Genomic DNA, 21358 nt, shown 5'->3' on the forward strand with positions numbered 1-21358 from the left:
ATAAAAAAACGTTATTCTTTCTAAACAAGATTATTAGAAAGGATGACGTTTTTTATGAATTTTTCGATTCAAGGTGAACTACAATTATTTGCTGAAGAATTATATCAACATCTTACTCCTTCATTTTTAGAAAAACTTGCTAGAGAAATAGCTTTTGTACAACGAAAGCGTAAGTTTTCAGGTCATGATTTAGCTACTATTTGTGTCTGGATAAGTCAGCGGGTAGCGAGTGATTCTTTAGTACGACTGTGTAGTCAACTTCATGCTGTTACAGGAACTCTTATGAGTCCAGAAGGACTTAATAAGCGATTCAATAAAAAAGCTGTTTGCTTTTTAAAACATATTTTCTCTACATTATTAAAAAATAAAATTTGTGAAACATCAGTGATTCCAGGCTCTTCAATCTCTTATTTTCAACGAATTCGTATTTTAGATGCAACGATTTTCCAAGTGCCAAAACACTTAGCTAGTGTGTATCCTGGATCAGGTGGTTGTGCACAAACAGCGGGTATAAAAATTCAGTTAGAATATGATTTACATAGTGGCCAATTTTTAAATTTCCAAGTGGAACCAGGGAAAAATAATGATAAAACCTTTGGAACAGAGTGCTTAGCTACATTACGTCCTGGAGATCTATGTATTCGGGATTTAGGCTATTATTCACTGGATGATTTAGATCAAATGGACCAACGTGGCGTGTATTATATATCACGGCTTAAATTAAACAATATGGTGTATATCAACAATGAATTTCCTGAATATTTTCAAAATGGGACAGTAAAAAAACAGTCTCAGTACACCAAAGTTGATTTAGAACACATTATGAATACCTTAAAACCAAGGCAGGTCTATGAAATAAAAGATGCTTATATTGGAAAGGATAAAAAACTATTCACTCGGGTGATTATGTATCGATTAACAGAAAAACAACTGCGTGAGCGTATGAAAAAACAAGTGTATACGGAAAGTAAAAAAGGTATTACGTATTCAGAAAAAAGCAAACGATTAGCTGGCATGAACATATATGTTACCAATACACCTTGGGAGATTGTTCCGATGGAACAAATACACAATTTTTATTCTCTCCGTTGGCAAATTGAAATCATATTTAAAACTTGGAAATCACTTTTTCAAATTCATCATTGCCAAAATATCAAACAAGAGCGATTAGAATGCCATGTTTATGGAAAACTCATTGCCATTTTTCTTTGTTCTTCTACTATGTTTAAAATGCGACAATTAATTTTACAAAAGAAACAAAAGGAATTAAGCGAATATAAAGCTATTGGAATGATTAAAGATCATTTATACATCTTGTATCAAGCTACGCAACTAAACACCCAAGAAATAACAAAGATTCTTATTCGGCTGTTCCACCTCCTACAGAAGAATGGACGGAAATCTCACAGATACGAAAAGAAAACAGTCTTTGATATTATGGGGGTTGTCTATGAGTATAATGAGGTGACCCGGCAAAAGAAAGATGCATAATTTTTGAAATTAGGCCGATTGAGGTTTATTTAGCATGCTCATTTTTAAGGATACACAGTATTTTAAGGGTTTTTCCGTTCATATGAACGAAAGTTCATTTTGTTTTGGTTCTTAAGTTGATGGGCATGGGGTCACCATATCAAAAAAAGAAAATTGTACGGTTAGACACAATTTGGACACGTTTTAGCCAGTTCCCTGTACGTTAAGGAATTAGTTTGTATATTTGAGGAGATATACGAGACAGGTGTAAATGTAGGGTAATCCAATATTTTCCATTCAAATATGATAGAATGGAAATATATCCAAAACGGAGGGAAAACAAATGAACTCAAACACAAAACAGTTTATTTATGATATCCAGCAAAGAAAAAACAATTATATGGAAAATGTATTAAAGGCAATACAACACCCTAAAAAAGAGCAATCTGAACAGGTCATTCAAAATATAGTAGAGAAGATGGATATGATGATTAGTCTAGTTACTACGTACATGAGGATTGAAACAGGATCTACGGAAGAATTAAAAGAACTTCAGAAGGAAATTATTCATGCTCAAGCATATATCCAAAAACGAAAATTTGAAGAAACACAGAGATAAGACCCTGTGTTTTTATTTGGTCGTCTATGAAACCAATCTGTTATAAATCAAATTAGATGTAATTTAATCATTGTTTTGGCATAATCCATACAATTTGTTGAATACGTACAATATACGGTACCGTATATTCAATGAGCAAATGATCTGGTTTCACATCCTTTAACTTACCTCTTACATTACCTCTTACAGTTTCAATAACCACACGTTTACCAATTACTGATTGTAATGTCTGATATACATAGGGATTAGGTACACTTACCATATTTTGTTCACTAAAGTCATTTCCCTCTAAATAACTCATTCTATAAGACTCCTTTCTAACTTGCATTCTTTCTCCTAATATATGATATAAATCTTATAAATATACTAGAAGGATAATTCATTATATGAACGGAAATAACATTTTAATAAGGTAAGGTTTCTATTCCTAAATTGCTAAAAAATTATTTATATAAGGTTACTTTTACTAGTTAATAGGTGATGATATAGGGATATTTTGAATGTACATCCAGGTTGTTCCTTTCAAGATATGTAGCATTTTAAATACGCCCTTTATTAGAATAATGCTCATACTTTTTTTGAGATTCTTTAGTAATACGTGCGTTAAGTAAAATTGCTAACAATAAAAACACTCCATATTTTCCCCCTGTAGCTCCTATGATAATCACACTACTACAAACAAGTACAATTAATAGGAAAAACGAAACTACATAAATACGGTCATAGTTCTTTGTCATCTTCTCGTATTTTATACGTGCTTTCCTTGTATCCATCTAAATTCCTCCTTTACATTATCCATTTCACTATCAAATAAATCTCGCCCTTAAAAAGGAAACCATATATCGTTTTAAATAATTAGTTTGTTTTTTTATCAACTAATTTATATAACGTAAAAAGAAATCCTACCAATATTAAGCTTTCCACCATGATAATTCCGACCCTCTCCTTCCTTTTAACCCCAACACATCAGATAAAAGTTATGTATATCCCATATTAGCTGCAGCAAACAAAAAGGATCTTCCCTTCTCGTAAAGGCTGATCCTTTTCTTCGTTCATTCAACTATTTTTAGCTATTCTTGATTAATTAGAATAACAGCTGGTCCATCTACACGAATTCCACCAACTTCGATTTTTTCATAAGGCTCAACCGTAATAGAAATGATCCCTTCCCGCTTCTTTAATTCATTACTTAATTCTTTTGTTAACATTTTTTTCATGTGTGCACTCCTTCTTACTGCTTAATTTACTATTGTTATGTAAATGAAATTTAAAATGGTTTCCTGGTCTGGAAACCATTTTTTGTAGTTGACCATATGGTGTTACCAGTTCGTTTATCAATTTTACGTAAAGAAGATAAACAATTACTATTCACTGTCTCAATAGATGTAAGAAACTCTTAAAGATAGCGGTGAGATTGATTGTTTTTTCTTCTAGAAATAATGACTTAGATAGTATATTACCTAAAACAATGAAAGCCCTACCTCTCTTTCATCCTTACGGCTCCTTGTCCGTGCCAGTGTGAATCAGGATTGCAAAAATCAAGTGACTATTTAATCGAGTTATTTGATGAAACTTCGAACGTTCGTAAAAGAAATATAAAAATAAAAATGGATTAGATTGAAGTAATAACAAAAGAGGTTCCTACTCTAAAAGTGAGTTGAAGAAGTTGAATGTCTTTGAAATGATTTATTTTTAATAATAATCATATTCCCGAAAAATTCAGGATATTTTCGGGGGATGTAATACATTATCTATAATGAACCTTAACAGAAACTTCTTATTTGATTTTCAGTGATCCCTTTAATTAATCCTAGTTCACTAATCAAAAATTCATGTGCGTTATCCAACATTTTTTTTTCGCTTGTATTAAGTGCTTTTTCTTTCTTCATACGCATTAAATCACGTACAACTTCAGCACCTTCTTGTATTTCACCCGTTTTTATTTTGTCCGTGTTCACTTTATACCTTTGTTTCCACGGCAGTAATCTATCTGATTCTCCATGCTGAAAAATGTGTATAATGTGTTTTAATGCAAGTATATCAGTAACTGGGCGTATACTCGAACTTAATATTTTACCCATAGGAATCATGACTTGCATATTACTGATTGACATTTTTATGACATAATACTGTTGTTTTTTCCCTGAGAATTCTTTTTCTTCTATGGCTTCAATTATACCTGCTCCGTGCATTGGATAAACAATGTTATCGCCAATTTGAAACATATAATCCACCTCCATATATGGTAACCTTGTTAAGCTTAACATATATGTGATTTTTTATCAAATATTTAATAATATCATAAATTTATTTTTAGTGTCAATATCTTTTTCTTCAAAAATAAAATTTAGTAAAAACAGCACCAAATTTATAGGAGCGTGTCGGATTTCGAATAAAGGGAAGGGGGATTTTCCCGCGTATATTCTGAAACCTCTACTAATTAACGTAGATCAGTTTTCCCTTGAAAACGACCAAATCGATCCCGTATTTTTTTCAATCTTGTGTGGTACTCCAAAATCTCAATTCTTGCTTTTTCAGCTAGAGGTGCAATTGGTCTTAAATCTTTTAACCCCCAATAATCAACCACTACATCAAGTACTTGATCAAAATATTGTAGTGGTCCATAGTTAGCTTCTTTTGCAATCACAGCCATTCTATTTTCAAAATCAGGCATGACAGCACCTGGCATTTTAAAATTCATAATTACATTGGCAATATGATAGCAATAATTAGGTTCCAATTCCAAATGTGTTCGAATGACGTCTCGATAAAATGCATAATGAAGAGTTTCATCTTTTGCAAGACGGCGTAATAATGTAGCAAGATCTGGATCATGCTTACTTGCAACCTTAGCTACATTATTGTAAAACACCATCGTTGCAAGTTCTTGTAGCGTCGTATACGTCATTGCTTCGATTGGTGTATGAAAATCAGGCTCAAATCCACCCTCAACGACTGACTTTCTTAATTCATGTATTCGTTTAGGGTTCACACTTCGAGTGAGTAGTAAATATGTCTCCAATAAATTCGAATGTTGATCCTCTTCTGAGGTCCAAGTATGAATAAAGTCTGTAATAACAGAAAGGGATCCTTTAAAAGTCGCAGATAAATACGTTGTAAACCATGGTAAATTCACTTCTGTTAATAAAGCTGTTTCAATGGCCGTAATTACACCAGAAGGAAGAGTAACTTGACTTTCATCCCAAGGAACTCTTTTAAAGTCCATTCCCTTATCCCATGGTAAAAACTCATGATAACCCCAGTCTATCTTCTGCGCTCTTATTTTATGTTGTTCATACAGTTCTTTTAAACGTGGTTCTAATCGGAAATCTAAATCATTTGTTAGCATATATAAGTGCCCCCTTTTCTTATCATAGATAGTCATTCTATTTTTACATTCATTTTTATCCTTAAAAATTTTCTACAAATAAATATTACTTTCCTTTTTTTAAGTCAAACATAACAAATTTGTAACAAAACTCTTTAAGAGCACTATATTTTTATATGATTTTTTCAAATCAAAAGGGGAACCGTTACATATATTGTCCTTTTTTATAAAAGGGGTTCTGAGGCATACGGTATGTTGCTTAGCCTAGATAAAAAAACGATCATCAGTAAATAGAGAATAACATTCATGGATGAAGATACTCGTCATGTTGTAAATCTTGGTGATTGTAAAAAGGTGCATGCCCATAAAGAATCGTTTTATAATAAAGATTGATAAACAATTAATCTTTCCTGCGTTTTCACTACTTTCTAATTTTGTTATTGGTAGCAAAAACTGAAAAGAGTAATGGTATGTTATACAGACTAACAACTTATTTAGATGTAAGATCCAAGATGCTAGATTAAGCGCTTGAAAAATATATACAGTTGATGAGATAGCCTTAAACGACAATTCCCAACAAGATCACTGTACATTGGCTATGATGGGGTTATTTACACGGTTAGACCGTGCACAAAGGGAAGAGGCGATAAACATGCAGTCAACGGAAGCGCATATGAAGGAAAAGCAACGTAGAGAAAAAATAGAAATAATATTTAGTCACAGGGTAAAAGGAGAAAGTTATTTTCACGGTTCCTCCTATCAATGAAAAAATATTGTATACCAAAATTATAATAGGATACAACAAAAAGAGTTGAAAATTGAACAACTCATTTCCAAAATAGAAAAAGAAGGGATTTGTTTTACTCAGCACCGTTCACTCATACACTATCCCGTCATTGATTTTGTAAAATATATAGCTAAGGTTTATAAGGAAACCCTCGAAATACAATAATCATATTCAAAGGAAACCTTTATAAAAAGTTTATTTTCGAAACTTTGTTAACAAAAAGCTCAAAGCTCATTATAACATTCTTTTTATTCTCAATACTCTTCATCTTTTTTATAATAATAACCATAACGTATTCTAGTCGTTTGTATATCTTCAGATTTTGTAAATTTTACTACACAAAAAGACAACTCTTAATTAGAGTTGTCTTTTATTTTTTCTCGATATACATAATACTGTTCTGATGCAAAAACTCCAAGATTCCTACAACCGGGGGCAAAGTAGCATTTCTCCATTCTTCCATTTTGAGTGAGTTTCTTCTATTAGGAGTCACCATATCAAAAAAGTAAAGGATTACAATATGGGAAGTGTGCCATTAAAGGAGAGTGTATACAATGAATAGCGTCAATGTAAAATTGAATCCTTAACTGATGAGAAAATGATAGTTTTGAGCTTCAGTTCTTGCCTCTTTCCACTTTTTAATTTCGTATTAAATAATTTGATAATAACTCCATAAACTAAACTTACTTGTATCTCATAGGAGTGTATTATTCTTGAAAAAACTTGGATGGTCCTCATTCTTTTAATCATTTCTTTTTGTTCCACACAAATACCCATATATGCTTTTACAGATAGTCGTAAGGCGTATGAAAAAACAGGGAAGGTAATTTGGGAAGTAAATACAAAGGAAAAAATAGTTGCAATAACATTTGATGATGGGCCTCATCCTATTTTCACCCCTCAAATACTTGATATTTTAGCTAAATACAATGCGAAAGCAACCTTTTTCGTAGCAGGTAATAAAGTTAAAAGATTTCCTGCGATTTTAAAAAGGCAAGTAAAAGAAGGACACGAAATTGCTAATCATACTTATAATCATATTTATGATAAAAATATTACCGCCGCTAAATTAACTGCAGAATTAGATCAAACGGATGAAATTATCAAGCAAATTACTGGCTATAAACCAACTCTCTATCGTCCAGTCGGAGGCCTTCACAATGATTTAATTATTAATACAGCTATAAAAAATGGGAAGCTTATTATTCTATGGTCATGGCATCAGGATCCTCAAGATTGGAGAAATCCAGCAGCCAGCAAAATTTCTAGATATATAACAAAAGGTGTTAAACCTGGCAATATCATTCTACTCCCTGATTGGAATGGTAGCGAATTTTCTCAGACATCTCAGACAGTTAAAGCATTAGAAAGTATTATGAGATATTTATACAGAAACGATTACGAATGTGTAACAGTATCTGAAATGCTCTATCGTTCCAAAAAATAATCCCCTCCCCTTTTGATCCTTTTTATCAGTGAATCTAGGCTTATTTACTATCTGTTTTTTAAAGTCTATCTTACTTACGGAAATTTATGAGAATTATCTAGAGGATAATATTTTTTAGTAACTCTATATACTAAAGATCATAATGTAAAAAGGAGCTTGCTCTTATAAACAAAAACTGAATGAAGAATTGAAAAGTAATTTATTCCTTAATAAATTACAATTTTAAAAAAGGAGAGACGATGTGTCTCTCCTTTTTTATTCATGTGTTATCTAAGGTTAACGATTAACTCCACCGCCAAGTTGTTGTTCAGCCATTGCTACTAGACGTTTTGTCATTTCTCCACCAACAGATCCGTTTGCACGAGCTGTTGCGTCTGCACCAAGTTGCACACCAAATTCTTGAGCGATTTCATATTTCATTTAATCAAGAGCTTGTTCAGCACCATGTACTAATAATTGTTTTCTGCTTCCACTGTTATTGTTGGACATGTTATGTCACCTCCTTCACTCTTTAATATGTTAAAAAGCAATGCAAAATAAATAACCCTTTTTTGGGTATCCATTTTTTTACTTTTCATAGTATAAATCATACTTATATTTCACAAAATAGTATTGTGTAGGAGAATGAAATAAAAAGTGTTTGCCATATGAGTATCATGTAATAAACAGACCTCCAGAACATAATGAAACAGGCTGTGCTTTATTAAGGCACAGCCTGTTTTTATTAAGGCGTTTTCTCTTACATACCGATTAAAGAATTGGAGGAATACAGATGAAACATATTGTTGCCTTATTAATTAAATATACCGGTATTAGTGCTGTATTATTGATGATACTAGGCATTTTTCAGGGTATTTCGATTCCAAGAATATTGTTTATTTCATTAATAATTACTGGAGCGGCCTATTTAATAGGAGATTTATTTATTTTACCTAAGTATGGAAACATGGTGGCTACCATTGCTGATTTGGGCTTGAGCTTTGTAGGAATTTGGGCATTAACGTATCTTTTAGCAGATATAGACTTGACTCGTAATATTGGAGCATCTGCTTTTTTTGCAGCTTTGCTTATTGGTGTGGCAGAAATATTTTTTCATATCTATATGAAGAAAGTTGTTTTACATGGGGATGAGGATTCACGAGAATCCACTACTATTGGTCATGATAAATATGCTATGGAGATCTCTGATGAGTATGTAGATTATTCTAGAATAAAAAGGGGAAATCCATCTAGAAAAGTAGAAGATAAAACTGATAAATTGAAATAAAAAAGTGGCCGAGAGCCACTTTTTTTATTATTCCCGTTAAGCTTGTTCAGAATTTCGAACATGTAATGGCGGAGGAACTACCCAACCCTTCTTCTTACTTAAACGTAGTAAAGTTACTCCAGCTTGTGCTTTTTTCATGTGAAATTGTCCAAAGAGCATGCCTACATCCTCTCGAAGACATTTCCCCATCACTTGACTACAAGTTACTAATCCTGCTGCAAGGCTTACTCCAACAGCTGCTGCAATTTCAGCATCATTGATGCGTGCGCCAGGAGGAATATCTTCAATAGAAGCAACCGGTCTTTCTGGAGGTGCTGGTGGTAAAGCCACTCCATTCACCTTTAAAAGAGCTTTTAACTCTTCTATTTCAGAAGTCATATCATTTTCAATTAAGTTTTGTAAGAACTTCTTTAAATCTTCATCACCTGTGTGATTCATAAATACTTGATGTCCAGCAACAGATCCTTGTGCCGCAAGAAGATAACTCCAAATATCAAATACTTCTCCGTAATGTAAAGGCTCATTTTGAGGATTTCCACTTAATACACCCATTTTAAAATGCCTCCCTTTCGAAAATATCATAATAAGTATAGTTTTCAATATTGAAAAGATATTTTTAAGTATGTTTTTTCCTACAAAAGACTTTCTATCATACATGGGAAACACCTTCCCAACACTGTGTGTGTTTGTAGTTTAGGAAAGAAATTTGCAAACAAAATACTCAAAGATTATTATCGAAGATTATCAATAATCTTTGAGTGAAAAATCGTTTGCTATAAGGGTCTATTTTAAAATTAATTAAACGACAGAAATTGGTTTGAATATCTGCTACAACTTATATCAATTACCTATTATTTATAATTAAAATTAGCGGGTAATTCCACCGCCAAGTTGTTGTTCAGCCATTGCAACTAAACGTTTTGTGATTTCGCCACCAATAGAACCGTTTGCACGAGCTGTTGTGTCTGCACCAAGTTGTACACCAAACTCTTGTGCGATCTCATACTTCATTTGATCAATTGCATTCTCAGCGCCTCGAACCAATAATTCATTACGACTTCCGCTATTAGTGTTTGCCATAGTGTATCACCTCCTATAATTTTAATATGCTACGAATCATGGAAAAATAGTTATTCCTTTTTATGGAAAAATAAACCCACTTTAAATTATATATAAATGTTGAATCTCTTCTTAAAAGACGATTAAAAAATAGAGCTGAACAGAGTAAGAATAATTAATCTGTTCAGCTTTATCTAGTACAATCTAATTAATATATATTTTTTTAATGTGCAACTTACTATTTCCTATATTATTGTAAAGGCTGATTAACAGGCTGATAAATGCTTGCTATAGCTTGCATTTCAGAATCATATTCCTCAACCCATGATGACATTCCTATTACTGCTTTAACTCTTGCATACACTCTTGTACAAGAGTTACTGCCTGACTCATAGTAGCACCACCACCAAATGCAGCTGTCACTCCCACCGCCTCAAAGATCTCGTGTTCTGAAGCTCCTTGATCTAGACATCCTTTAATGTGATAAATGATACAATATTCATCCTGAGAATAAAGGCTAATACCTAAAGCAATTAACTGTTTTTGCTTTTTTGATAAGGTGCCTTCTTTAAAGCATTCCTCTGTAAAGGAATTAAATTGTTCGGCTAGTTTAGGCATCTTCTCAGTAAATAAACCCAAACCATACTTATAATGAAGAAGTGCAGATTCTGTAGAATTTCTACCTTCAAATTCCATATTTAATCCAACTCCATTTCGCATATTTTTCAAACAAAATTTAGTATGAACCTAATGGGAATTGATTAAACAAAAATGATATTTATATCAAGGTAATTGAAAGAGGAGAGAGGATTTAGAGGTACGGTATAACAATTAATTAACGAATAGTATTGCACACACAATATGGATAATCCATCGACTTCTGTAAAAGGATAACGTAAAAAGGAAATGATGATATGGAAAAACAGAGTGTAGTCAATACATTAAATGCCTTTCTAAAAGGGCAGTACATGGGTATTCATGCCTATGAGCATTATATAGAGAAGTTAAAAGATCCAGAAATAAAAAAGGAATTTCAAAGAATACAACAAGATCACAAACAACATGCCTTAAAAGTAGCAGAAAGAATACAAAATCTTGGAGGAGTACCAGTTGATAATGAAGGAATCGTTGGCTCTGTTCAAGGTTTAATAAGTCAATTTACAGTACCAGATACAACAGAAGGAATTGTAAGTAGCGCGTTAAAGGGCGAAGGTTATTATGGCGTTCAAATATCAGAAGAAATTGTATATGGTGATTTGGATCCAGAAAGTCATATGTTAATACATGATATTTTAGATAAAGATAGGGAACATGTAAATGTATTAAAAAAACTTACGCATTAACATTTTTAGTTACGCTGTATCATAATGAAAAGAAGATATTTAAAATAAATCCACATATTTTCACAAGACAGGAAAATACTAATACTTGTTTTAGTACTTTAATTCCAAAGTATTAAAGCAGGATTACTAACTGCGATACTAGGAGGACGTTACTATGAATATTCGTGAAGGATTAATTCCAACTACATTAGGTACAGCAGTTACAGCTGCGGGTTATGCCTTGAAGCAAACTCGTGGATCTAATAAGATGATTGCAAATACATTATTTGGATTTGGTTTAGCTCACGTTGTTTTAGGTGTAATTGATCTTGTGGAACATCGCCGTTAGAAGAAAGGGCAAGCACATTTTGATGCTTGCCTTTTTAATATCGTCAGTATGTATTAATTTTGTTTAATTTATGAAAGTAATCCACAAATTAAGAACTATGAAAAGGCGGTTACATGCTCAATATGTATACAAGAAGGATTTTGTTATCCAGGCTAAAGGAATGGGCTCATTCTTATCAAAAATTACCGACTGCCAAAGAAATATTAAAAGATCCTAATATACCTGCCTTATCCACATATGTAAGGCATTTCGGCAGTTGGAATGAGTCTCTAAGGCAAGCTGGGTTCCAACCAAGAAAAAAGGTAAATAAAATGTGAAAAATAAACAAAGCAGTCAGTTCAATGAACTGTCTGCTTTGCCCACTTGTTATGAAACGGTAGCCATTTATTTAAGCTTTTTAAAGGCTCAGGTGTAGTATGAACGTACTGTTGTATATTATGCAAAATAAAAGAAGCAAGTTGTTTAAGAAAAGGTTAGTTTATGTAACATCAAGAAGCCTTTGTAGAAATAAAATGTAAATCCAGTATGTATTAGGTATTTTGTGTATGAAACCATTGTTAATTTCAAATGATAAGATTGAATCATAGCAACTAACATGATAGCTAATATAATGCAGAAAGTACAAATAGGGTTAATTATTGCAGTACAGATAACCGTAATATTATCCAATCTTAAGGCAGTACTAAATAATAAAAACATTAAAATATTAGCCAAAGTTTATATTATGGCATTTGAATGTACTTATGTTGAATTATGAGCTATCACTTTAATTAAAAATCAAAGCTAACGATTCAAGCAGGAAGAATACCTAGTATTCCTGTACATAGTTTTAAAAGTTGAGACCGAAGGAGGTGTTATATCAATGAGAACTATACAGCGAATTGCCTTAGCTTTAGTTATTATTGGTGCTATTAATTGGGGGCTAATTGGTTTCTTTAAGTTTGATTTAGTAGGGACAATATTCGGTGGACAGAATGCCTTTTTGGCAAGAGTAATCTTTGCTCTTGTTGGACTAAGTGGGTTAATGTGCTTAACGCAGTTATTTCAACCGATGAAGGATGCTAATCACGAGATGAATCGTAAAGAATATGGAAACCCTAATTATAGTACTGAATTTGGTGAGGAAACACATATGACAAATATAAATAGATCTTCTACGGAAGTTTATAAGAATACCCGCAATACATTAGATGAAGATTAATACAATTTATTTTCAAAGTCATGTATTCCACATGGCTTTGAAATTTTTTATTTTGGATAATTAGTTGAAGTACCAGCTTTCGTACGACTAGGGGCAAAGTAGCATTTCGTATAGGATGATGCTACTTTGCTTCGTCATATTCCTTCATAATTTTATAAAACGTGTTTTTTCTTAGTTCTAACATTTCCATAAACATAACAGCAGTTATTTCTCCACTCTTCCACTTTGAATAAGTTTCTACTATTATATTTATTTGTTGTTTGCTTAGCGTCGAAAGGTTTACCTGAGGACGGCCTAAGTGTTTTCCTTGAGATTTTGCTACAGCGATACCTTCCATTTGTCTCTGATGAATTTTTTTACGTTCTTGATCGGCAACATAAGAAAGCAAAGATAAAAATTGATCTTCCATCAACCGACCCATGTCACCCATTTCACGGAACTTACGGCTATCGAATAAAGTTTCATTTTCTAAAACAACAATATCAGCTTGTAATTCTCTTGTTATGTATTTCCACTCTGAAATTACTTCATCATAATTACGTCCCATACGATCTAAAGCATCTATGTAAACAATATCACCTGTACTTAATACTTTTCGTAATAATTGATACTGAGGACGATCAAAATGTCGCCCACTTGCTTTATCGACAAAAATTCGCCGAGCTTCCACATCTCGTTCCATCATCTTATGTAACTGACGTTGTTCATTTTGATCTTTTGTACTTACACGAATATATCCATAAATATTTGCCACGTTTTGTATTCTCCTTCCAATTGTTACCGCAATTATACCACATTCGTTTATAAAGGTATTCACTGAAAATAAACGTTTATAAAATAGTTCGAATCACCTTTATAAACTTGATGATTCAATGTTTCATAGATACGTCTAACCTGTTTGTAAAGGTATACCTTTACAAACAGGTTATTTCTTTGAGGAAAAGCAAGCATGTACCGAAGAAAGGTATTAATATTGGTTCTGGTGCAAAAACTTAATGATAATTGCAATGAATCTATAAATCTTGGACATACTGTTACTATTACTTTAGAAAGGGTGCGTGATTGGTATGGAAAAGGAAAATGTATTCAAATGGAAGCATTATCAGCCTGATATTATTTTGTTAACGGTAAGATGGTACCTACGGTACAACCTTAGTTTTCGTGATTTGGTGGAAATGCTAGAAGAACGGGGTTTATCCATTTCTCATACAACGATTATGCGTTGGGTTCATCAGTATGGTCCTGAATTGGACAAACGAATCCGTCGTCACCTCAAACAAACAAATGACTCTTGGAGAGTCGATGAAACATATATCAAAGTAAAAGGTCAATGGATGTATTTGTATCGTGCTGTTGATTCGAAAGGAAACACAATTGATTTTTTCCTAAACAAAACAAGAGGCCAGAAGGCTGCAAAGCGCTTTTTCAAGAAAGCTTTGCGGTCTTTTCATGTTTCAAAGCCACGTGTTATAACAGTCGATAAGAACCCGGCTTATCCTATAGCAATTGAACAGTTGAAAAAAGAAAAAAGCATACCTGATGGTATGCAACTTAGACAACAAAAGTATTTGAATAACATAGTAGAACAAGATCATCGCTTTATAAAGAAGCGAATCCGTTCTATGCAAGGGTTCAAATGTTTCGACACAGCTACATCCATTCTTTCAGGAGTAGAAGCCATGCATATGATTAAAAAAGAACAGCTTGATTTACGGGACCAGTCTGTCCAAAATCAGAAAGAATTCATCCATCAATTGTTTGGACTTGCAGCATAAGATACGATTACGTTAGGAATATATGCGCTTTATTCTCTTTTATTTTATTTTTGCACCAGAACCTCTTAAAGTAAAGTTTTCATGGGTTGAAAAAATTTACAATCAATTATTTACACATAAAAATCCCTTATATATATGGAGTTGGATATTAATAACTAATTTAGGGTTTGCATTATTACATGGACCTGACATATCAAATTTCTATGCATATTTCATTCCAGGTATAATTAATGCTTTACTTTTTTTAAGATTAGGATTCCTATCAGCTTGGTTAGCTCATGGAGTTTTTAATTTATCCTCAATGATTATCCTAAGCATCTTATCCTTTATATTCTTAAAGTAAGTATATAGATTAAACCCTAATGTTAATGAAATCGTGTATATGCGATAGCTAAAAACATTTATTGAATTTTAAAACGAGAAAAGGTGAATTCCTTCTCACAAGGGATTCACCTTTTCTATTTACCCAGCATCAAAAATTTTCATAACTGGGAACAAAACATTATATTAATACATAAAACGCGTAGAACGACCTAATTACTAAAGAATAGCACTACTTTCCGGCTTCTCTATAAATATATAGTAGCCCTCTAATGATAGATTATATATAAGGGCAGGGATAATTCTCTTAGAATCACTATCTCAGCAATAATTAGAGAAGTTACATTTTCTATAACTATTTAGATTGAGCTCCCCTTAACTGCGGTTTCCCTTACTATTCCTCTTTAACTAAATTTCTATTGCATTAACTATTGGATAACCTGTAGATATAAGAGACTCCCCTATAGTTAGGTTACTTAGATTTTTTTAACTCTTTGTTTGCTTTATCTATTAACTTAGAAGCAGTCTCTAATCTTTCAACCCCACCATCAACTTCATATTCTTTACCCTTATCTAAACCGCCTTGTATGATTTCCACCCCATCTTTTACATGAATCATCGCTAAACCTACATTATGTTGTACTGGATAATCTTCTTCTTCATACTCTAACTTACTTATTTTGTCCACTAACTCTAAATAAGGTTTAGATACTTCTTTTAACTCTTCTGACTTTTTCTTCATTGACTTGCTACTTTTTACAATACCGTCTATTTCCTTAGATTGTTCCGAGAAATCTTTCATTAAATATGCTAGGTTCTTACTGAAGTCTTCTTTTTTATTCTGTTTAACAGAAGCTTCCATTGCTTCATCTTTCTTAACCTTAGTCTCACATCCCACCCCAGTTAACATTAACATTGGAACTACTACAAAAGATAAAATCTTACGTTTCATTGACATATTCCCCTTTGCTTTAGAATGCTTTTTCTATTCTTCCAACTTTTATATTTGTTTCCATCTATTTAATGTCTTTCATCATCTCGTTTGCTTCATCTATCTTCTTAGAAGCTTTGACTACTGCATCATTACCTATTTCTATTAATTTTTTATCTTTTAATTCTAGACCGTCTCCAATTGATTTAAGTGACATATCTAGTAAACCCATAGCAGTATCCATTGTAAACTGCACATCTTTATACTTTTCGTCATGCTTTAATTTTTTAACCTTTTCAGATGTTTCAAGTAAGTCCTTAGAAGCTAAATCAAATTCTTTCTTCTTCTCTTCTACTGACTTTTGGCCTGTTAATATGTCACTTATGACCTTTGACTGTTCAGAAACATCTTTCATCAGATAGGCTAAGTTTTCTTCATAGTCTTCTTTCTTATTTTGCTCAATAGAAATTTTACTGTCTACTTGTTTTTCTTTTGTAGTACACCCTGCTGCTCCCCCTGCTACAAACATAAGTGAAACTGCTAATAATATTAGATTCTTTACCTTCAAACCCCTACACCCCTCCTGAAAAATTGTAAGTAATTAACATATGAAACCATAACATAAATTACGTAAATAGACTATAAAAAAATAGCGATTCTTCCGATAAATTTTGAGTGTTCTAACAACCTTTAAATATGTATCACAATTATAAAGTATCTGGCTCCATATACTTTTTTAATAATCCTTTATTCAACTTCTAAAGTTTAGTATTTTGTTGCTTTTTATGCTCCCTGGGATACCGTCAGCGTTTTTCAAAATAATCTATGATATGCGGAAAAATAAAAATCAGCTGTCCATGTGGACAGCTGATTAACATAATTATCGTTATCGGAAGATATGTTCATAAATAAAGTATTTGCATTTAAACTTTATAAAACTCAAATGTATTTTTTTCTAAACATATTGTTTCATTGGAATTTTTGATAATAATATTAAAACTTTGACTATACGGATGCATAAACACTTCATACTGAATCCGACGTTCTTCATGAGACTTCCTTAAATAATTAATATCGGCTCCTCTTTCAATAATATCACGGCTAGACCTTCTCATTAATTCTGTTTCTCCATCTGTATAGAAGTAAATTTTCAAATCAAATAAATTTGGATTAATAAATGCGACACTCATTCCTTCTACAATCGTCACCTTATTTTTCGAAGAAATTAACTCACTTTTTATATAATGTGTATCCATTGTATAAAAATCTAAACCAGCTCTTACCATTTGAACATCTCTTTCTAACGCAGACAAATGATGGGCTGATGGATGACAAGCTGTCATTTTATCATAATGATTTTCATTCTGATATGTATAGTGGATATTTGTATACTTTCGTACATTTGAACTAACAATGTATGGATCTGTATTAATATAATTCACTTTATTTTGATTTAATTGGTTTATGAGCTTATTGGCGAACGTTGTTTTTCCGGCAGCACCGTGTCCTGAAATGCCAATAACAATCTGTTCATCGGTCATACTAATCCAATTTATAATTTCTTGTAATAACTTTTTCATTATTCTCCCCCTGTTACTAATATATCCCCTTATTTATGTCATCTTAATATAGAGGTATCCTTCTATAAAATCATACACGAAGTGAAAAAATGGTATGATTATCCATCATATCATCTCTATTTTTAAAAAACTATATTAATTTTCGAAGGATTTTATTGTTATTTAAACAACAACTTTATTATTTAATAAAAAATTCTTTCTCTAGGGGTAGTACCACACATCCATCAACTTAAGGATTTAGACTATTCTTAAACATAAAAGCACGTTACTATTCTCTTATGTTAATGAGAAAGGGTGACGTGCTTTTTATGAATATGCATCAAAAACAAGAGCTGTCTTTATTTGCCGAAGAGTTATATCGATATATGTCTCCCGCTAGACTTAATCAATTAGCTATAGAAGCAGGTGGAATGAAACGAAAACGTAAGTGCCATGGGCACCATTTTTTATCTTTGTGTGTATGGTTAAATCAACAAATCGCTACAACCTCTCTTACTCAACTTTGTAGTCAATTAGAAACTTCAACAGGAATTTTATTAAGTCCTGAGGGACTGAATCGACGATTTAACTCGGCTTCTGTAGCCTTCTTTCGAAATGTATTTACTACACTTCTACAAGCTAAAATTGGAGGATCATCTACAATTTCTCATTCTCTTTCTGCTTACTTTGAGCGGATTCGCATCCTTGATTCTACAACCTTTCAAGTTCCAGATCGATTCGCAGCTACTTATCCTGGTGCCGGAGGCTGTAGTCATACAGCTGGTGTGAAAATTCAATTAGAGTATGACTTGTTGAGTGGAGAGTTTTCTGATGTGAAAATTGAACCAGGAAAACGAAGTGATCAGGCATATGGGGCGACTCGAATGGACATGACACAAAAGAATGAACTATATATTCGTGACTTAGGGTATTTTCGTTTACAAGACTTTAAATCGATCCAAGATAAGGAAGGGTATTATTTATCGCGTCTTAAATTACCAACTAAAATATATAGAAAAGAATTCGAAACAGTGGTATTTAAAACAAAACCTGCTCAATTGAGACCGGTATATATACAAATTCATTTGGAAGACATCATGAACCAATTACAACCTGGCCAAGTGTATGAATTACATGATGTATATGTAGGGAGCAAAGACAAACTACCCACTCGCATTGTGGTTTATAGATGTACAGAGGAGCAAAAACAGAAACGTCTACATGATCGAGCTATTCGTGAAAAGAAAAAAGGGATTACATATACAGAGCGTACGAAACTTTTACAAGGAATTACAGTATATATGACAAACATTCCTACGGAATGGGTACCGAAAGAGAAAATCTATGATTTATATTCACTGCGTTGGCAAATTGAGCTGTTATTTAAAATATGGAAATCTTGGTTTCGAATTCATCGTTGTAAATCTATTAAACAAGAGCGATTAGAATGCCACCTTTATGGACAACTCATTAGTATCCTATTATGTTCTTCTACTATGTTTAAAATGAGAGAACTCCTGTTACGTAAGAAACAGAAAGAACTAAGTGAATATAAAGCGATGTACATAATTAAAGATTATTTCTTACTTTTTCATCAAGCACTACATAAAAACACCCAAGAATTATCAAAGATTCTCCTTCGTCTGTTTAACCTCCTACAGCGAAACGGACGAAAATCTCACAGATATGAGAAAAAAACAGTCTTTGATATTTTAGGTGTTGTGTATGAGTATACCACTTCTGCCCATCAGGTAGCATAACGAAAAATTTGAAACCCGTCAGGGTTTATTTGATGTGCCTACTTTTATAACATCTATAAAAGATAATAAAAAACTACGTGGAAAGACCGCATTTTGTATAAAAATATACGTTAAGTTGATGGATGTGGGGTAGTACCACATCGCTATCAAGCTAAGCTTTTGAAGACCCCCCAAAACGAATTTTATCTCGCTACAGTTAGTTACTTATAAGAATTTAGATTCGTTTGAGATAACAATAAATTTCTTAACCTGATGGTGATGAAGCGAGACCTCGTTTAGAAAAAGCATCCTATTTGGATGCTTTTTCTAAATGAATATATTACTATCTAACTGCTGCTATTGATCGTCTCAAAAAATCCAGTAACTTCATCATAAAAAATACTCTTAGATTTATCTAGGAGCATTTTTTATGAAACAGTATTTTTTATTTGCTTATGAACCACTTTATTATAGCAACCATGTTTTACTACTTGCCTAACATCATCTACTTCTATTCCCATTATCTCTGAAATATCTACAACAATTGTATTCTGTAGAACACTCACTACATATCCCATTAATTGCAAATTAGAATTTTTACGATATGAAAATTGAACGTAATTCCCAATGGTTACCTTTATTTTATACTCCATTTGGTACCCTCTGAATCATCTTTTTCACTTAACTTAGTGTACCATCTCCAATTGTTGCGTAATTTTTCTGTCTAACTTTTCGGGTTCAGTTCATTATATTTTCTACTTTGTCTTTATATACAACATATTCTTTTCCATCCACTACTGCTACCACTGCAAATTCATCTTTTGGATTGAATGAAAGCCAGTCAGCCCACATGTTTGTATTTGGTCCTCCACTCCACATATTATGAACAGTGTTTTTAGTTAAATTCATAACTTTATAAGACGCATTTGGTGCATTTGTTCCAGTCTTTATTTCAAATGTGTATGCGTTATGAATTTTTTTATAAAAATAGAAAACGTTTGATGGACGAAGCTGATTCATAAAATCCTGTTCTTTTTTCTCTGCAATTTTTATCCCTTCTTGTAATGTGACAACATCTGTTCGTAATGTTTTCCAACTGTCTTTAGCTGCATTCAAGTTAGGGGCTAAGAATTTATATCTATTTTGATCGGCTTTTTGATTAGCTTTATCAATATGTCCCAGTACGCCCGAATATTGAGAGTCTAAATCATCCCATTGCGTGGACATATAAGTAAGAGCAGTAATAGCATTATCAATCGCACTATGCATATCACTAATATTATGAAACGCAACTCCTACTACACGATTTAATGTTATCTTATAATCTACATTCTGACGTAATTTTGCTAATTCCGGCTCTAGCCAACCTAACTTACCTCTTGCATCACCTATCATTATCCCACCAGCAATCAATGTGGGAAGAAAGGGGATCTTTACCATGTCTAATCCTTTAGATTCTATGTCTTTCTGATAGTTTACTTGCCCTAAAAGGTCCTCTAGACGCTTTTGATCATCCTCTACCGCAGCTCCTTGGTTTTTTAAAATAGACTGCAAGGTCTCTTTATGGCTCCCAAATACTCTAACATCTTCTCCAATAGCATTTTTAAATTTAGTTAATTCTTCTATTAATACTTTTGCAGACTTTTGATTTTGTTGAATTTCCTCCCGTAAATCCGTAATCCCTTTTTTTAAAGTATCTCCATTCCCAGTATTGATCGCCTCTACTAATGTTTCATAATGATTTTCAAATTTTGTATCGTATTCAATAATACCTGTCAATGTATCTAAAAGCTGTTTTTTTACTTTCGTATTCCATGAAACTGCATGTGCTCTTGCATTCTTTTGATCTTGTACAATTTTACTAGGTAAATCTGCATATCCATTAATAGTAATTCCTTCAAAACTCACATCCGGATTATTAATTAACAAATAAGAATATTCATTCATAGATTTTACAAATAACCCAGCATCTTGCACAGTTTTTTTCATCTGTTCTTCATTTGCTGAAAGAGACATATCTCCATTGTTAGTTTGTTCAATTTCACTTGCAAAAGCTACTACTGGTGTAACTGCATAAGTTGTTGTCATAGTTAAAAATGTCGATACAGCGAGTATTTTATAAGGGATTTTTTTCAGCATTTCATATTCCTCCTATATAGGGTTTGATTTCAAGTTCTATTCTTC

The 21358-nt window shown here is 32.6% G+C and carries 23 protein-coding genes and 3 pseudogenes; 11 read left to right on the top strand and 15 right to left on the bottom strand.

The window, feature by feature from the left end; all coding sequences use genetic code 11:
- Positions 1-54 precede the first annotated feature (54 nt).
- Together EXW56_RS15585 and EXW56_RS15590 are read left to right on the top strand one after the other, a co-directional pair.
- Positions 55-1491, top strand: a complete 1437-nt coding sequence (locus tag EXW56_RS15585; protein ID WP_215557198.1) for an IS4 family transposase — start codon at positions 55-57, stop codon at positions 1489-1491.
- A gap of 322 nt (positions 1492-1813) precedes the next feature.
- A complete protein-coding gene (locus tag EXW56_RS15590) occupies positions 1814-2089 on the top strand; it encodes a hypothetical protein (protein WP_098310525.1) in 276 nt (91 codons plus the stop codon).
- A gap of 67 nt (positions 2090-2156) precedes the next feature.
- On the opposite strand, the gene EXW56_RS15595 is transcribed toward EXW56_RS15590, so the two are convergent.
- The 5 genes from EXW56_RS15595 to EXW56_RS15615 all read right to left on the bottom strand — a co-directional run bounded on the left by EXW56_RS15595 (position 2157) and on the right by EXW56_RS15615 (position 5438).
- Positions 2157-2390, bottom strand: coding sequence for a YuzF family protein (locus EXW56_RS15595; RefSeq protein WP_215557200.1), 234 nt, complete (start codon positions 2388-2390; stop codon positions 2157-2159).
- A 238-nt stretch (positions 2391-2628) separates the two neighbouring features.
- Positions 2629-2862: a hypothetical protein gene (locus tag EXW56_RS15600; protein ID WP_215557201.1), complete on the bottom strand. Its 234-nt coding sequence runs from the start codon at positions 2860-2862 to the stop codon at positions 2629-2631.
- A gap of 297 nt (positions 2863-3159) precedes the next feature.
- Complete coding sequence (locus EXW56_RS15605; protein ID WP_000738547.1) at positions 3160-3306, bottom strand: BC1881 family protein; 147 nt, start codon at positions 3304-3306, stop codon at positions 3160-3162.
- A 546-nt stretch (positions 3307-3852) separates the two neighbouring features.
- Entirely contained in the window at positions 3853-4314 is a 462-nt protein-coding gene (locus EXW56_RS15610; RefSeq protein WP_215557202.1) for a CarD family transcriptional regulator, read from the bottom strand.
- 215 nt (positions 4315-4529) lie between these two features.
- Positions 4530-5438 (bottom strand): acyl-ACP desaturase, encoded by a 909-nt coding sequence (locus EXW56_RS15615; RefSeq protein ID WP_215557203.1) that lies wholly within the window; start codon positions 5436-5438, stop codon positions 4530-4532.
- Positions 5439-6069: 631 nt separating this feature from the next.
- On the opposite strand from EXW56_RS15615, the pseudogene EXW56_RS15620 reads away from it, so the two are divergent.
- Positions 6070-6369 (top strand): annotated as a pseudogene (locus EXW56_RS15620) (hypothetical protein).
- 562 nt (positions 6370-6931) lie between these two features.
- Positions 6932-7683: pseudogene (locus EXW56_RS15625) on the top strand (polysaccharide deacetylase family protein).
- A gap of 244 nt (positions 7684-7927) precedes the next feature.
- Here EXW56_RS15625 and EXW56_RS15630 read toward each other — a convergent pair.
- Positions 7928-8140: pseudogene (locus EXW56_RS15630) on the bottom strand (small, acid-soluble spore protein, alpha/beta type).
- A 283-nt stretch (positions 8141-8423) separates the two neighbouring features.
- Between EXW56_RS15630 and EXW56_RS15635 the strand changes: the two are divergent.
- Positions 8424-8918, top strand: a complete 495-nt coding sequence (locus EXW56_RS15635; RefSeq protein ID WP_215596744.1) for a YndM family protein — start codon at positions 8424-8426, stop codon at positions 8916-8918.
- A 36-nt stretch (positions 8919-8954) separates the two neighbouring features.
- Here EXW56_RS15635 and EXW56_RS15640 read toward each other — a convergent pair whose 3' ends face one another.
- The 3 genes from EXW56_RS15640 to EXW56_RS15650 form a co-directional block, all read right to left on the bottom strand.
- Positions 8955-9470: a DUF3231 family protein gene (locus EXW56_RS15640; protein ID WP_215596745.1), complete on the bottom strand. Its 516-nt coding sequence runs from the start codon at positions 9468-9470 to the stop codon at positions 8955-8957.
- 315 nt (positions 9471-9785) lie between these two features.
- Positions 9786-9998 carry an alpha/beta-type small acid-soluble spore protein gene (locus tag EXW56_RS15645; RefSeq protein ID WP_215596746.1) on the bottom strand — a complete coding sequence of 71 codons (213 nt, stop codon included), beginning with the start codon at positions 9996-9998 and terminating at the stop codon, positions 9786-9788.
- A gap of 318 nt (positions 9999-10316) precedes the next feature.
- Positions 10317-10673, bottom strand: a complete 357-nt coding sequence (locus EXW56_RS15650; RefSeq protein ID WP_215596747.1) for a carboxymuconolactone decarboxylase family protein — start codon at positions 10671-10673, stop codon at positions 10317-10319.
- Positions 10674-10891: 218 nt separating this feature from the next.
- Here EXW56_RS15650 and EXW56_RS15655 point away from each other — a divergent pair, with 218 nt between their 5' ends.
- The 4 genes from EXW56_RS15655 to EXW56_RS15665 all read left to right on the top strand — a co-directional run bounded on the left by EXW56_RS15655 (position 10892) and on the right by EXW56_RS15665 (position 12849).
- Positions 10892-11320, top strand: a complete 429-nt coding sequence (locus tag EXW56_RS15655; protein WP_215596748.1) for a ferritin-like domain-containing protein — start codon at positions 10892-10894, stop codon at positions 11318-11320.
- Positions 11321-11474: 154 nt separating this feature from the next.
- Complete coding sequence (locus tag EXW56_RS15660) at positions 11475-11648, top strand: asparagine synthase (RefSeq protein WP_215596749.1); 174 nt, start codon at positions 11475-11477, stop codon at positions 11646-11648.
- Positions 11649-11770: 122 nt separating this feature from the next.
- Positions 11771-11965, top strand: a complete 195-nt coding sequence (locus tag EXW56_RS27700; RefSeq protein ID WP_252197292.1) for a homing endonuclease associated repeat-containing protein — start codon at positions 11771-11773, stop codon at positions 11963-11965.
- A gap of 545 nt (positions 11966-12510) precedes the next feature.
- Positions 12511-12849 carry a DUF378 domain-containing protein gene (locus EXW56_RS15665; protein ID WP_215596750.1) on the top strand — a complete coding sequence of 113 codons (339 nt, stop codon included), beginning with the start codon at positions 12511-12513 and terminating at the stop codon, positions 12847-12849.
- Positions 12850-12970: 121 nt separating this feature from the next.
- On the opposite strand, the gene EXW56_RS15670 is transcribed toward EXW56_RS15665, so the two are convergent.
- On the bottom strand, positions 12971-13603 hold the full coding sequence (locus EXW56_RS15670; protein WP_215596751.1) for a recombinase family protein: 633 nt from the start codon (positions 13601-13603) through the stop codon (positions 12971-12973).
- Positions 13604-13916: 313 nt separating this feature from the next.
- Between EXW56_RS15670 and EXW56_RS15675 the strand changes: the two genes are divergently transcribed.
- Positions 13917-14624, top strand: coding sequence for an IS6 family transposase (locus tag EXW56_RS15675; RefSeq protein ID WP_215596752.1), 708 nt, complete (start codon positions 13917-13919; stop codon positions 14622-14624).
- Positions 14625-15417: 793 nt separating this feature from the next.
- On the opposite strand, the gene EXW56_RS15685 is transcribed toward EXW56_RS15675, so the two are convergent.
- From EXW56_RS15685 to EXW56_RS15695, 3 genes are all read right to left on the bottom strand, one after another.
- The gene (locus tag EXW56_RS15685; RefSeq protein WP_215557209.1) at positions 15418-15903 is read right to left on the bottom strand and encodes a hypothetical protein; all 486 of its coding nucleotides are present in this window, start codon (positions 15901-15903) and stop codon (positions 15418-15420) included.
- Between the two features lie 58 nt (positions 15904-15961).
- Entirely contained in the window at positions 15962-16444 is a 483-nt protein-coding gene (locus tag EXW56_RS15690; RefSeq protein ID WP_215557210.1) for a tungsten formylmethanofuran dehydrogenase, read from the bottom strand.
- 355 nt (positions 16445-16799) lie between these two features.
- Entirely contained in the window at positions 16800-17456 is a 657-nt protein-coding gene (locus EXW56_RS15695) for a uridine kinase family protein (RefSeq protein WP_002199897.1), read from the bottom strand.
- Between the two features lie 308 nt (positions 17457-17764).
- On the opposite strand from EXW56_RS15695, the gene EXW56_RS15700 reads away from it, so the two are divergent.
- The gene (locus tag EXW56_RS15700; protein ID WP_215557207.1) at positions 17765-19195 is read left to right on the top strand and encodes an IS4-like element ISBce2 family transposase; all 1431 of its coding nucleotides are present in this window, start codon (positions 17765-17767) and stop codon (positions 19193-19195) included.
- Between the two features lie 407 nt (positions 19196-19602).
- Here EXW56_RS15700 and EXW56_RS15705 read toward each other — a convergent pair whose 3' ends face one another.
- Positions 19603-19827, bottom strand: coding sequence for a DUF2187 domain-containing protein (locus tag EXW56_RS15705; protein ID WP_002144097.1), 225 nt, complete (start codon positions 19825-19827; stop codon positions 19603-19605).
- Between the two features lie 85 nt (positions 19828-19912).
- Positions 19913-21313, bottom strand: a complete 1401-nt coding sequence (gene hblB, locus EXW56_RS15710; protein ID WP_215557214.1) for a hemolysin BL regulatory component HblB — start codon at positions 21311-21313, stop codon at positions 19913-19915.
- Positions 21314-21358 lie beyond the last annotated feature (45 nt).

Source organism: Bacillus mycoides (assembly GCF_018742245.1).
Lineage (GTDB): Bacteria > Bacillota > Bacilli > Bacillales > Bacillaceae_G > Bacillus_A > Bacillus_A cereus_U.